We start from the raw sequence: 13,343 nt of genomic DNA on the forward strand, positions 1-13,343 counted from the left end.
GGCGGCGCGCCTCGTTGCCGGTCACTCCACCTGGACCGGAGCCACCATTGAGCGAGTGGTCTACTGCACGGCGGTCATTTCTGGCGCGGACAATCCGGTGGGCAACCGCGAGCAAGACGCTTACCTGCGGGCACTGCGACGCTCTCAAACCACCGACCGGATAGAGCTGGGCAACTACGTGCACCGTACTGCGCGGGCACCGCTGGCGACTCCTGACCGCAACGGCCGCCCGGTCCTGACGCACCCTGGCGGATCGGTGATGGTCAAGGACGCGGCAGGGCAGGACGATCCTGCCGCGGTGTTCATGGTGTCGGTGGCCAGACGCGAGGAAAAGGGTTCGGATGTGAACGTGGCGGCACATCTACTGCTCGATGTTCTCGAACAGCGCATCGAGGCGGCCGTGGTGATCAGCAATGACAGTGATCTGCAGTTTCCGGTGCAGACTGCGCGGGATCGCGTCCCGGTCGGGACGGTGAACCCATCTCGCAGCCACACGGCGGGCAAGCTGCGCGGCTCACCTGCTGACGGTGTGGGTAATCACTGGTGGTACCAGCTCACCGCGGCCGACTTCCAAGCTTGCCAGCTTCCCGACCCGGCGGAAGGTGTGTCCAAACCGGGGCCGTGGTGACAAGCCCGACAGGGGAGGGGAATTGCGCCCGCGCAAGGCGCGTTGCATACTTGCGTCATACCACCCGGCCCTACTGGGGCCGGGTTTTTCATGCGGTCGGTCCGCTGAGTGAGGGCAGAGGTATGCCCACGTGGTGCCCTTCCCCGATAGAGGCCAGTGTCCGCGCTTGAGCGGGGGTGCTGTCAAGGCCGCAGCCGCCGCGGCGGTCGGCCTCTGGCCGAGCCTTGACAGCTCGCCCGCCCGCGCGAGAATCCAAGATCGGGGGAGGGGCCGAAGAAAAGTGCTAGGCCAACTCACGGCACCAGCGCCCGGTACACGCTGGATCGCGAAATCCCAAGGGAACGAGCAATATCGGTGCGTGTTGCGCCTGCTTCATCGAGGCGGCGTACGGCATCGACTGTCGCGGTAGGCAGTTTCGGCCGTCCCGGCATCCGTCCGGCGGCCCTGGCGGCGGCCACACCGGCCGCCGACCTCTCGGCCGCTAGTGCGCGCTCGAATTGAGCCACCGCGGCGAAGACGTGAAAGACCAGGCGGCCGCCTGCCGTGGTGGTGTCGATGGATTCAGTGAGCGAGCGCAGCTCGACACCGCGGGCGTCCAGGTCCTCGACCACTCGCAGCAAGTGCGGCAGTGATCGGCCGAGCCGATCCAGTCGCCACACGGCGAGTACGTCACCTGACCGGGCGTAGTCGAGGACTGCGGCCAGCTCGGGCCGGTCATCGCGGCCGCCCGACATCGTCTCAGTCCAGATACGTTCTGCGCCTGCTTCTTTGAGCGCATCAGTCTGCATATCGAGGTTTTGGTGACCCGTCGAGACGCGGGCATAGCCAAGAACGGCCATCACGCCCTCCGCGGCCGTGATCCGAAGTGGGAGCGGAAGCCTTCGAGCCAATCTGCGCGCGCCGGGCCGGTGAGGTCGACCGGTGCCCACAGTTCGGCGTCGGCGGGGCTGTCTGCATCGCCATTAGCCACCCGCTGCTGAGCATCCAGGTAACCCGCCGCGTGCATGTCATCAGATTGCGAGAACACGGCCCGAATCTCCGCCAGGTTCGCCTGAAAGTCGCGATACGCCGCGCGCCGCTCTTCCTCCGTGGCGTAATCGTCGCCGTAGCGTTCTAGCCACGCCCGCCAGTGTTCAGCCGCGCTCATCTGGCTACCGCTCTGCGGTCCTTCATCGGTCATGAACGCATTCTATCAGTAGATCAGTAACTCAGTAGATACGCCCTGCGGGCAGTTTGTGGGCTACGACTTCTGGACCCAACCGGGCCGCGCAGCGGGCCGGGCGGGAGCCATCTGTGTGTGTCAAATCTCCCGGTACCTCCTGGGCGATTCTGGGACGGAGTTGCGAAACACCTCCCCGTAGGTGTCGCCGCAGGTGACCACCTGACTGGGTTCGGCGTCCCAGAATCGACAGTTTTTTCGACAACTCAGATGTCGAGGCCGTAGTCGCGGTCAAGGTCTTGTGTGTGGTCGCGGTCGCGGTGACGCTCGGTGCTTTCGCGGATGCGGGTGAGTTGGCGCCAGGCGCGTTGGTGGGTGTCTCGGCTGCGTTCGATCTCGGCGGCCAGCTCGGGATCGGCGATGGTGAGTGCTGCGGCGCGGGCGGCGGGGTCGATGTCGTGGTGGTGAGCAGCCCAGGGGAGGTTGAGTCCGTCGAGGAGCCGACGCGAGGGGCCGGGTTGGTCGTCGTCAACGAGCAGCAGCCGGGCGTGATGGGCGGCGGCGTGCTGGGCGATGCGGGCCAGGTCGGTGGGGCGCGCGGCTGCGGCGTTGTCGATGATGAGGACTGCGTCGCGGGGCATCGGGGTGGTGGTGAGCCGTTCCGGGTTGTAGCGGGCGATGGTCCAGCCGCGCCCGGCTGTGTGTGGCGGCTCGGGTGTGGGGGAGACGACCACGACGGCGCGGCCTCGGGCGACGGCGGCGGTGTGGGTGTCGGTGATGAGTTGGTCGAGGTCCTCCCGGTTGCGGGAGTGGGCCATGGTGACTGCGTGACCGTAGGGCACCGCCAGCGGTCCGGCGGGCAGGGGGTCGCCGCCGTGGCGGCCAGCCACAGCCAGGATCTCGGCCAGGGCGCGGTCGGCGGTCTGCTCTGCTGCGCGGTGGCGGTTGTCAGCGGCGCTGGCGCGATCGTGCCGGTGGGCCCGTTGTAGGTGGGTGACGACGCGCCGGTGGTGGTCGAGGTGGTCGGTAACCTCGGCGGGCAGCTGGGTGTGTTCGGCTGCGGCAGCGGCGGTTTCGGCGATGGTGGCCGAGTCGCGGTCGCGTCCGAGAATGGTTCTCAGCGCGGCGGCGGCCTGCGCGGCGGTGTCGCGCACCGGGGTATGCACCTCGGCGCTGGCGTCGGGGGTGGGTGCGTGTTCGTGGTCGCGTTCTCCGGTGGGCTGTTCGTAGAGGTAGACGGTGTTGGTGTGGCGGCCGCGGGTCATGGCGACGTAGGCGGTGCGCCGGTTGGCCAGCCGCGATTGGACCCCCAGTAGTGCGTGGGTGGTGTCGGCGGTGGCTCCTTGGGCGGCGTGCACGGTGAGCACGTAGCCGAGGTGCACCTGCTCGCGGAGGAAGTCACCGCTGAATACCGCGATCGCGTCATCGCCGAGGCGGCGGGCCGCGAGCCGGTTGTTGTCGGGGTCGACCTCGAGGACTTCCCAGCGGTTGCCGTTGCGGACCGGGGCGGGATCGGGTTGGCCGGCGCGGGCCGGGCGCATAGCGATGGTGGGGTCGCTGTCGCGGGTGACGATGAGGTCACCGGCGGCGATGCGGTGCCCACGGGCGGCGGTGACGGTGGGCGCATCGGCGGCGATGCGGTCGCAGTGGATGCGTTCGTTGAGCGGGTCGGCGACTTCCCAGCGGTCAGCGATGAGCAGGGCGTCGCGGCCGGCGTCCAGATCGGCGCGCCAGGCCGCCAGGGCGTCATCGGCCATGGTGACTTCGTCGCCGACGTTGAGCCGGCCGCTGCGGCGATACCAGCTCACGGCGCGGCGTACCGCGGCTGCGCCGCCGTGGCGTACCGCCAGGGAGGCGGCGCGCTCGTCGGGGTCGTGCATCCGCCACACCTCGGACAGGTGTTGTGCCCAGGGCAGATCGGTGCAGAGTTGTTCGAAGGTGCCGGTGCGGGCTTTGACGGGTTCGAGCTGGCGGGCATCACCGACCAGGACGGTTTTGACCCCGGCCTCGGTGGTCGCGGTCAACAGCTCGCGCAGCTGCTGGGTGCCGACCATGCCGGCCTCGTCGACGACGACGAGGGTGGGCGCCGCTGACAGCCGCAGGGTGCCGCGACGGTGGCGCTCCAGGGCCGCGGCGATCGTCATGCCCGCGCCGCCGGCGCCCTCGCTCATCGCCTCATCGACGGCGCGGTGGGTGGGCGCGAGCACCAGCACATCGCCGCCGGAGCGGCGCATCGCCGCCCGCAGCGCTTTGAGGCTGTGCGTTTTGCCGGCGCCGGCGGGCGCGGACAGCGGCTGGATCAGCCACGGCGAAGCGGCGATGTTGGTGATGGCCGCACGCTGATCCGCCGACAGTGCGGCGGTGTCATCACGGCGGATTGTGATCACCGCGCGCTGTGCGCGGACCGGGGTCAGGTCGATGATGGCGCGTTCCTCGGCGAGCAGCTCGGCGGCGGTGTAGCGCACCGATCCCTCCCGCTGATGCGGCGCACGCTCGGCGGTCACCGGAATCAACACCTCGTCGGCCAGCGTCTCCACCAACTCGCGCGGCGACACGCCAGCGGTGGCGGCAGCGCCCACCGGCAGCCGTGCTGCGATGGCCTCGATGAGATCGGCGCGGGTGAAGGTGGCGGCCTTATGGATGCCCGCGACCGCCTGCCGCGCCACCTCCCGCACATCCACACCGGCGCCCGCCAGCCGCCTGCCACGGGCCTCGCGCTGCGCCTCGGCGTCGATGCCGAAGCCGCGCGGATCGGCCGCCCAGCCGGCCCGCAACTGCGCCCGCGACAGGCTCTCGGGTTTACGCGGCCGGGTCGCCTTTTGCGCCACGCCAAGCTGCGCCGCGGTCGGCTCCTCGTCGGCCAGCACCAGGTTGCCGCGCGCCCAGTCCTCGAGCTGACTGGAACGCTGCGAGAACACCTTGATGGTGGCCCGGTCAACGCCCGCCACATCTGCCATACCGGTGTCGGGATCGATCGGACCCCACTCCACGCCAATCGAGTTGTTCAGATGCGGCCGCAGCGACGCGTGATAGATCATCCCCGCCGCGCGCAGCTCGTGATAGAGCGACGTGCCATCCAGCGACACCAGTCGGCCATCGGCGCGGGCCTGGCGGTTGGGCACGATCACGTGGGTGTGCAGATGCGGATCACCCGCCCGCGACGTCTCATGCTGAAACGCCGCGGCCACGATCCCCGGCAGCTTCACCAAATCCTTCTGGCCCGTCTGCGGGTTGTGCACCCGCGTGTAACCGGCATGCTCGGCGAGATACTTCATCGCCTCGCCGATGGCGTAGGCGTGCGCATCAGCGACCGCCTTGTCGGTCACATCGTCGCCGAACGCGCGCAGCAGCGACACCGATTTCGGCGCGCAAAACGTCAAATCGAACCCGTGCACCGAGCCTGCGCGGAAGGCCCGGCCGACCTCGCGGGAGGGCACCATGCCGTCATCGAGCCACCGGGTCACCACGTCCAGATCAGCGGCCCCGCCGAGCGCATCGCCACGCGTCAACCCGACCAGTTCGGCCGCGCGGATCGGCTCTTCGCCGGCCACCAGCCAGGTCGGCATCCGGGTCTCCGACTCGCTGTAGTACTCGCCCAGCCCACCGTTGCGGGCGCGCGCATCACGCGCGGCGGCCGTGGCGTCACGGGCGGTGTCAACGTAATACGACACCGACCACCGGCCCAGCTTGGCTGGCGTCAACACCGCGCCCAATCACCTCCCAACCCCGCCGCCCACACGGCCAAGGCAGCGCGCCGCACGGCGCGCTGCCGCCATCGTTGCACACCTTGTGCAAATGTGCCACCGTATTAGATGGATGCTGGAATGGGTGAGCACTGTGGGGCTGAACTGGTGTGGAGTAGTGGGGGTAATCAGAGGCATGAGGAGGGGGCTTTTGGTTGATGGTGAGCAGAGAGAAGGTGGGGGTTAGCAACAACGAGGTAAGGGTGAAGAGAACAGGAGTGGTGAAGAGGAAGAGAGGCGCGGGCCGGGTGTCACCGCCTGACACTTAGGCCCGCTAGTTAGGTTGGCTTGAAGGTGCGAGTGTGGCGCGCCAGGTGCTGAGCGTGTGCGGGTCGCGTCCGAACGTCAGCGGGCCGTTTCGCAGCTACTAGGCGCGTCGTCGACGAGGCGGTCGAGGTGACGGAAGAATGCCTCGGCGTCGGCGTGCACGGTGCACTCCTCGTGCCGCCAGCGGCGCACCGGCGTTGACGGCGGAATCGCCTCGTTGGGAGTGGACGGTGCCATGCCTTCGACGATAGATCGTTGCGGTGCGTCTGAACACGCGCTCGGAGTGCGCTCAGGGCGGGGGCGTCGAGCGCGGTTGGTAAGCACTTGGCGGATGTGTTCGCGGGCGGCGGCAATGCGGGCCTGCGCTGCGTCGGTGAGCGTCGCCCGGGCCGGCGTCTGGTCGATGCGGGTGGCGGCGTAGCCGCCGCCTTTTGGCGGTGCTGGCGGCGTGGTCCACGAGAGCCGTCGTAGCCGGCTGGACAGAAACGCTGCGGGGTTGGTGATGTGGTCGGGCCAGCTGCATCCGCGGGTGCGCATGTCGGCGTCGAGGGCGTCGGTGATAGCTCGTGCCGACCAGACGGCCGGCTCGATGCCCGCGGCGGTAAGCGTGTCGCAGATGGCGCCGATGTGGCCGCGGCCCAGGCCGTGGGTGCGCGCGACGAGCTGGGCGGCGAGCAACTGGATGGCAAGTGGTCGCGGTGTGGTGCGCCAGCGCCGCGGTGGATCGGGTTGTTGTTCGCGGCTATAGGTGGCGTGTGCGCGTGCGCGCACGCTTGGTGACTTACTCCCTACGGGAGTTAAAAAACCATCGCCGCCTGGCGGCGGTAGGTGGAAATCGTGCACAGGCTGATCGCCGGCCGGCTGGGGGGCGCGACGCGGCACGAGGTGGTACACCGAGGGTCGCCGGCCCACGCTGGGGGTGGTTGGCGAGCCGTGGCCGCGCTGTGCCTCCACCGCCCAGCGCGACACCCGCAGCACCCGCCATGCCGCGGTCACGGTGCGCACGTCACATCCCACTGTGTCGGCGATGGTGGCGCGAGTGACCGCCACGTGGCGGCCGGTGGCGTGATCGGCGTGCTCGGCCATCACCGCCGCGATCGCCAACAACGTGGCCGCGGTCATCGACACCCGCTGCTCCGCACACAACTCGCCCAGCGCCGGCGACTGCGCCCACCGCCGCAGACCGTCCAACCATGACACGCGACTCGTCCACATCGGCGCGCGATGTTTCGCACCGGCGCGCAGCACCCAGTCACGCCGACCCTGTGCCACCCGGGCGCGCTCGACGTGCGGGCTGTGTCCGGCATAGGCCGCCGCGCCGAGCGGTGGCGGTGAAGAACACGCCCGATGACTCGGTCGGGCGGTGAGAAGATCACGATTCGCGCACTTGCTGCGTGGCTTATCTGGTACGCCGGGCAGGCATGCGCTACCGTGAGACGAGTCGACCAAGACACGTCCCTTTCAGGGGCAACGGGTGCGGACCCGGACCTGAGTTGGCGCTCAGGTCGATACCTTCAGACAAGGCCCCTTCGGGGGCCTTCGTCATGTCAGCGGGCGAATCCGCACACCAGCTATTGAGATGTCACATCTGCCAAGGCCCCCGCAGTCGAGCAGGGCGGGGCCTCAGCGCGAGCTCTCACATCGCCAGCGGCAGCACCTCCTTGTCGAGTTCGCGGACGGCCTCGGGATGACCGACTGCAATGGCGAGGAGGTCTGCCGAGAGCTGGCTGACGCTGGTGCCGCGTTGGGCGGCCATTTCGCGCAGACGCGCGTACACGACTGCGGCAGCGCGGACCTTGATCTGCTCGCGCTGCCCCTTATGCGGTTGGGCCATGCCGACGATCGTCCCCCAGAGAAAGTCCTGTACCTGGTACCGACACGCCGAAGCGGTGCTCGGTTTTCGGCCGAGTTCACCCCGGCATGACTGCCGGCGAGACAAAGAAGTCAACGCCAGGCACTGCGCGAACACTTTCCATCTGAAGGCGTTGTCTGACTTGGGAGTTGGGGGCGTTCGGCGCGTGATTTTGTCGGTGGTCCCCAATACGCTGGCCCAATGGAGCACCCCTACCCGACGGGACCAACTACCCATCCGGCTCCCGCACGATTCAGCCCATCCCCCTCAGCGGGTCGAGCTGGCCTCATCGCGGTCGTGGCTACCACAGCCCTGATCGCTGCCGGGCTGGGAGCCGCTGTCGGAGCCATCGTCATCAAGTCCACCTTACCGAACGAGGTTGTGCCGCAGGCTGTTCAAGCCACGAATGATGCCGGTGCATCGGCTCACGGCGACACCCACGCACAGGACATCGCGGTGTGTTCTAAGTACGCAATCATCAATGCGACCATCCCAAACCCCGATACAAAGGGGATGGACCTTCTACCTGCGGCGGCTGCTCTTGAGAACGCCTTGGCTGAGAACCCTCACGCAAGTGAATCTGTTCAACGCGCCGTACGTGGAGTCATCGACACGTTCTATTCCGCGATGGCTGATTACGGCAAGGTTCGGCCCCGCGGTCTTGCCGAGGTTCCGCCGAAATACGAGCCGGAGGACGCCGGAGCGGCTTACCAACAGGCGTGGACCGTGTGCGGGCTTGACCAGTAGTAGTTCGGGGTGAGGAGAACACAATGCCTGCTGCTGGATCGTTAGGTGGCGCGGGTGATATTCAGCGTCCGCCTGGCGTCGGTGCTCAGATGGCCATCGGTGAGTTCTGGCCGAGCATCAGCGAAAGCGACATTCAGAGTGTTGCCGACGAACAACGGGCCGCTGAAACCAGGTTTTCCACCTACGGCGACACCCTTAAACGCAAGATGACAACGAGCCCGGACCTCCTTCAAGGACAGGCCGGCATCGCGCGGGTCGAGCGGCTCACCATGATGCGCAACCATGCCTACGACGTAGCCGATCATGTCGGGTCGAAAGCCGTCACCGCGGAGTCCTACAAGAGCACGGTCATTGGCCTAAAGATGGACCTCACCCGGATCGGGGACGCCGCCCAAAAAGCTTGGGAGACAGCACAAAAAACCAAGACGCCCTTCAACGCTGGCACGTTCAAAGCAGAGGCCGCCACCGCGTACAGCACAGCGCTCGGAGACATCGCTGCCGCTCCCCCTCCACTTCCGATGCCTGGTGACAACGAACAAGGCGCAACTCCAGCCAGCAACGAACAGGAGAAGGATCGACCTCGGGAGCCTGGAAAAGGTGCGCCCGACGGCGATAAGGATGCTGCGGAGACGAGTGCAGACGCAGATAGAGAGCGGACTCCTGGGACTGCTGGTGGCAGCACTGCTGGGAGCAACGATGAGTTAGCTGACCCACGCCACCAAGGAGCAGGAAGTGACGCCCTGCGGAGCGCTTACAACGGCCTGACCCCACAGCCAACGATGTCTACACCCCCCAGTGGGCTGGGACTCCCAACCACCGGAATGCCCACGGCCGGTTCCGGCGTGGCTAGTGGTGGTATGCGGCCGCCGCAGATGCCGACCGGGTTGAGTGCGTTGAGCGGGAGTTCGTTGAAGGATGCGGCGACGGCTCCGGCGGCGTCGATGTCGGAGGCGCTGTCGAGTAACCCGGTGAGTAGTCCAAATCCGTTGTCGAGTGCTGCGAGCAGTTTCCAGTCCGGTTTGGCCTCGGGTATGGGTGCTTCGGGTGCGGTGTCTGCGACGCCGACACCACCGTTGGAGAAATTCGTTGGCCCACATCCGTCTTCGGCGGCGGGGGCGTCGTCGCCTGGTGGGCAGGTTCCGGTGGTTCCTGCTCAGGGAGCGGGCGCGGCGGCACCGCCACCGGCTGCGCCGAGTGGACCGGCTCCTGCCGGCGGCGGTGGTGGCGGGATGGCACCAGTTTCTCCTGGTGGTGGTGGTGGCGGCGGGGGCGGTCTGGTGCCGTATGTGCCGCCGGGTGGTGGTAGTCCGGTGCCGCCACCGGGCGCGGCGACATTGCCGACGTCGGCTCAGCCGGTGCAGTCGCCGGGCGCATCAGGGCAGCAGAGCGCTGGTGGGCCGCCGGTGGTGGCGTCGAGTTCTGGGTCTGGTGCGGCGGCTGGTGCTGTGGCGGCGGGCGAGCCACTGCCGAGTGCGGAGCTGGTGTTGGCGCGGCGGATTCTCGACGGTCTGGTGCGTGGTACCGAAGTGCGGGAGGACCTACTTAACGGCGGATGGGTTGAGTGGGCGGTGTCGGTGTTGGCGCTGCCAACCGGTCAGGTGGTGGCGATCGCCTCGACGGTTGGCGACGGTGCTTATGTGCCGCCGGGGGTGGTGATCCCGGCGTCGGCGACGTTGGCCGTCTATGACCGCGCCCTGCCGGTCGGCTGGGCGCACCGGTTCGTCGGCGTCGGCGCGGCGGCGAAGCTGCTGACGGCGCACGCCGAGGAGCTGGCGCGGGTGACCGATGTGCGGCCATGCGCGATGGTGAGCTCGGAGGCGGGTGTGCAGCGGCCACGCGAGTGGACGGGTGAGTTTGAGGCGGTGCGCAACGCGGACATCCTGCTGACGCCGGGCGAGGCCCCGACGACTGGTGGTGGCTACCGGCATCGCCTGGAGGTGGTGGCACCGGACATTTGGGCCAAGACCCAGCTGGTGCTGGGTGAGGCGATGTGGCGGCGAGTAGCCGAGGCGGTCGCGCAGACGGTGCTCGACGAGGCCAAGGCTGTGGAGGCGGATAGACCGCCGATGACCCCGCCGCTGATCGATCCCTACGACCAGCAACAGGTGGTGGAGCGGCTGGGCGCGGGCCAGCCCGTCGACTGGGAAGCCCACCACAAGCACGTGGCGAAGCGGGGTGTGCTGCACCCGGACCAGGTGCTGGACGCCGACGACTCTGATGTGTCCAAGGCCCAGCGCCGGATCTACCAGCCCTTTTACCGGGCTGGGCTGATCGTTGAGATGTTGCGGTTCTGGCGGGAGCAGGCGGTGTCGTTGCCCGATGTCGCCTACTGCGGCTGGGCCGCCGGGTTCGGACATGCCGTCGACCGGGCGTTAAACCAGGCCCTCGCGGTGCTCGATCCGAGGCCGCGTCGATGAGCAGCCTGAAGGAGTGGGCCTGGCAGAAGACCCGGCGGGCGGTGTTGTGGGCGCTGCTGGAAGCTGCCCGTGACGGCGAACTCGAAGCGGACTGGCGGGCGGTGTGGGCGGACCGAACCGCTACAGCGCTGCGGGCAGCGCGCGACGGCGACCCGGACTGGTGGCGGGGCGATGCGGCCCGCCACATCCGGGCGGTGTCGCCAGGGCCGGGTTGGCCCCGGGTGGGTCCGGTGATACCTCGCCCGGCTCCAATACCAGCGGAGATACCTCGCCTGGGACCGGGGCTGCCCGGCTTTGACGTATTCGCTCTGCGGCGAACCGTGGCCGAGGCTGCAACTACCGCAGAGCCGGTCGGGCCGAGCCAGGCGGCCGGCGAGAACGTGCTGTTGGTGTTGCGTGAGCTGGCCGACTACTCGGGCGACTGGTGGTTGTGGGAACCTGCCCAGGCTCGGGAGGTAGGGCCGGGGCGGGCGCTGCGCGTCTGGTGGTCTGCGGCGCTGGAGGTGGTCGACGCCGAGGAGACAGCCGAGCTTGAGCAGAGCACGGATCGCGCGGAGCGAATGCTCCAGCAACGCGAGGGGCATGGTGACATCGCCGTGCTCCAGGGCATGAAGGTGTGGACCCGCCACGCGGCCGGTGTCCGCGAGCTGGCGCAGCAGGACCGCGACCTGATCAACGAAAGCGCCAGCGCGGCGGCCACAACATTGCAGCGGGCGACACCTGGGGTCGGGCCGGTGCTCAGCGACTGGGTGGCGGACGCCCGCCACCGCGTGCGCCGGTGGCCCGACAAGGATGCGGCCGAGGCGCATCTGTCCGAGCTGGCTGATCCGGCCTACCGGACACAGCGCGAGCGGATACCGGAGTACTGGAGTTGAACACACCGCGGCAGCCGATTTCTCACGACGAGGCCGTGTCCATCGCCGTGGCGGCGACCGGCCTGGCCGGCCATGACGTTTCGCTCGGCGCAATGGACCTCCTCGACCGAATCGGCCGCGGCGAACTGACCTACGACGAGGCCGCCGCCGAGGTCATCGCGGAGTTCAGTCAGCCCGCTGACCCAGCGCACTAGGACGCCAAAGCCAGAGAAACGCCGGCATAGCGTACTGTTCAGTACGTCAGTAGCTCAGTGCCTCCGCATTTCCGTACCCCAAGTTGCCCGCAGGCCGCGGTGTAGACATGATGTACTGATCTACTGATATAAGTGGTTCCGTAGCTACTGATAGACAAGGTGGGTGCGTTTTATGTCACCGGTGCTGACCATCGTCGTGGCCAACCTCAAAGGCGGGTCCACCAAGACCACTACCTCAGCATTCGTCCTGCACGCCCTCGCTGAAGCAGGGCTATCGGTTCTCGGCGTGGACGCCGACGGTGAGAATGAATCGCTGCTGTCATGGTCCGAAACGGGGGAGTGGACCATCCCGGTTATCGGTATGCCGGTCGCTGACCTGCATCGCAAGCTGCCAGGCGTCGTTGGCGACAGGTACGAGGCTGTGGTGATCGATACACCACCGATGAAGGAACGCCGCGGCGTCGTCGCCTCAGCCATCAGGATCGCGACTCATGTGCTGGTGCCGATGGCGCCAACCGGCATGGAGTACGCGCGGGTACCCGCGATCCGCGAACTCGTAGACGAGGCCGCGGCATTGGCCGCGGATGAGCCGCCGCAGCTCGCCGTGGTGCTCACCCGCACGGTCCCGAATGCCGCCAGCACAGATGTCTACCGGCAGATGCTCACCGCTGATGGGATTCGCGTCCTGGGGCCGACCGTAGGCCGTCTAGAACGCTACGCGCAGGCGTTCGGCCTGCCGATCACAAGCGCAGCGGCGACCGCATACGGCGATATTGCCGCCGAGCTGCTGGGCGTCCCGCAGAGTAGATACTGATCTACTGATATACGTAGATGCGTACTGGCGAGGGAGGACCGCGCTCATGAGTTCTGCAGCAGACAGGATCAAGGCCAATGCTGAGCGGCTGCGCACGAAAGCGCCGGCCAAAACGGCACCGGCAGACGATGGGCTATCTGAGGTTGCGCCCGCCCCCCGGCCCGCGCCGGGCGGTGTCCGCCAGAAGAATGTCCGCCGAACAGTGGATCTGTCCCCATCTGCGCATCGGAGCCTGGACAACTGGCAGCGAGACACCGCAGACCGGCTGGGACTGGCGCGCGTGACAGGCCAGGAAGTCCTGGCCGCGCTCGTTGATCGGCTGCTTGCCGACGATGAGCTAGCCGAGCACATCGTGCGCGCGATCGCCGCTCAGCGTTCGTGACCGCCTCGTCACACGGGCTCCTGCCCGGCCCGCTGCCGTGGCCCGGTTGCGTCCGGTTTCTGCTGGTCGCGGTGCCTTGCACGCCTGCCCGTTAGCGTCTGTGCCCATGCGAGTAGGTGTGTACATCGACGGGTTCAACCTCTACTACGGCGGCCGTGGCCTGTGCGGGAAAGGCACCGCAGGGTGGCGCTGGCTCGACGTGCGCGCCCTGGCGGCGCGCCTCGTTGCCGGTCACTCCACCTGGACCGGAGCCACCATTGAGCGA

The 13,343-nt window shown here is 67.9% G+C and carries 13 protein-coding genes; 7 read left to right on the plus strand and 6 right to left on the minus strand.

The genetic code is table 11. The features are described from left to right. The coding region (locus tag M1248_RS32835; RefSeq protein WP_317150886.1) for an NYN domain-containing protein at nt 1-628 on the plus strand (628 nt) is incomplete at its 5' end. A gap of 293 nt (nt 629-921) precedes the next feature. Here M1248_RS32835 and M1248_RS32840 read toward each other — a convergent pair. The 5 genes from M1248_RS32840 to M1248_RS32860 form a co-directional block, all read right to left on the minus strand. Further along, nucleotides 922-1,467, minus strand: coding sequence for a recombinase family protein (locus M1248_RS32840; RefSeq protein ID WP_064849903.1), 546 nt, complete (start codon nt 1,465-1,467; stop codon nt 922-924). Continuing rightward, entirely contained in the window at nt 1,467-1,808 is a 342-nt protein-coding gene (locus M1248_RS32845) for a hypothetical protein (protein ID WP_234792577.1), read from the minus strand. The genes M1248_RS32840 and M1248_RS32845 overlap by 1 nt, the downstream gene beginning before the upstream one ends. A 245-nt stretch (nt 1,809-2,053) precedes the next feature. Next, complete coding sequence (gene mobF / locus M1248_RS32850; RefSeq protein WP_317150887.1) at nt 2,054-5,491, minus strand: MobF family relaxase; 3,438 nt, start codon at nt 5,489-5,491, stop codon at nt 2,054-2,056. 384 nt (nt 5,492-5,875) lie between these two features. Further along, complete coding sequence (locus M1248_RS32855) at nt 5,876-6,997, minus strand: rep protein (RefSeq protein ID WP_234792575.1); 1,122 nt, start codon at nt 6,995-6,997, stop codon at nt 5,876-5,878. Between the two features lie 436 nt (nt 6,998-7,433). Further along, nucleotides 7,434-7,631 (minus strand): hypothetical protein, encoded by a 198-nt coding sequence (locus M1248_RS32860; protein ID WP_064849895.1) that lies wholly within the window; start codon nt 7,629-7,631, stop codon nt 7,434-7,436. Nucleotides 7,632-7,946: 315 nt separating this feature from the next. On the opposite strand from M1248_RS32860, the gene M1248_RS32865 reads away from it, so the two are divergent. Next, the gene (locus tag M1248_RS32865; protein ID WP_064849896.1) at nt 7,947-8,396 is read left to right on the plus strand and encodes a hypothetical protein; all 450 of its coding nucleotides are present in this window, start codon (nt 7,947-7,949) and stop codon (nt 8,394-8,396) included. A gap of 41 nt (nt 8,397-8,437) precedes the next feature. Here M1248_RS32865 and M1248_RS32870 read toward each other — a convergent pair whose 3' ends face one another. Continuing rightward, nucleotides 8,438-8,701 (minus strand): hypothetical protein, encoded by a 264-nt coding sequence (locus tag M1248_RS32870; protein WP_064849897.1) that lies wholly within the window; start codon nt 8,699-8,701, stop codon nt 8,438-8,440. A 537-nt stretch (nt 8,702-9,238) separates the two neighbouring features. Here M1248_RS32870 and M1248_RS32875 point away from each other — a divergent pair. The 5 genes from M1248_RS32875 (at nt 9,239) to M1248_RS32895 (ending at nt 13,078) form a co-directional block, all read left to right on the plus strand. Continuing rightward, entirely contained in the window at nt 9,239-10,813 is a 1,575-nt protein-coding gene (locus M1248_RS32875) for a hypothetical protein (protein WP_317150888.1), read from the plus strand. Further along, nucleotides 10,810-11,688, plus strand: coding sequence for a hypothetical protein (locus M1248_RS32880; protein WP_064849899.1), 879 nt, complete (start codon nt 10,810-10,812; stop codon nt 11,686-11,688). The genes M1248_RS32875 and M1248_RS32880 overlap by 4 nt, the downstream gene beginning before the upstream one ends. A 35-nt stretch (nt 11,689-11,723) precedes the next feature. Then, nucleotides 11,724-11,882 (plus strand): antitoxin VbhA family protein, encoded by a 159-nt coding sequence (locus M1248_RS32885; protein ID WP_234792576.1) that lies wholly within the window; start codon nt 11,724-11,726, stop codon nt 11,880-11,882. A 172-nt stretch (nt 11,883-12,054) separates the two neighbouring features. Beyond that, the gene (locus M1248_RS32890) at nt 12,055-12,696 is read left to right on the plus strand and encodes a ParA family protein (RefSeq protein ID WP_109769115.1); all 642 of its coding nucleotides are present in this window, start codon (nt 12,055-12,057) and stop codon (nt 12,694-12,696) included. 46 nt (nt 12,697-12,742) lie between these two features. Beyond that, entirely contained in the window at nt 12,743-13,078 is a 336-nt protein-coding gene (locus M1248_RS32895; protein ID WP_064849901.1) for a hypothetical protein, read from the plus strand. Nucleotides 13,079-13,343 lie beyond the last annotated feature (265 nt).

The organism is Mycobacterium sp. 29Ha (assembly GCF_032883055.1).
Lineage (GTDB): Bacteria > Actinomycetota > Actinomycetes > Mycobacteriales > Mycobacteriaceae > Mycobacterium > Mycobacterium gallinarum.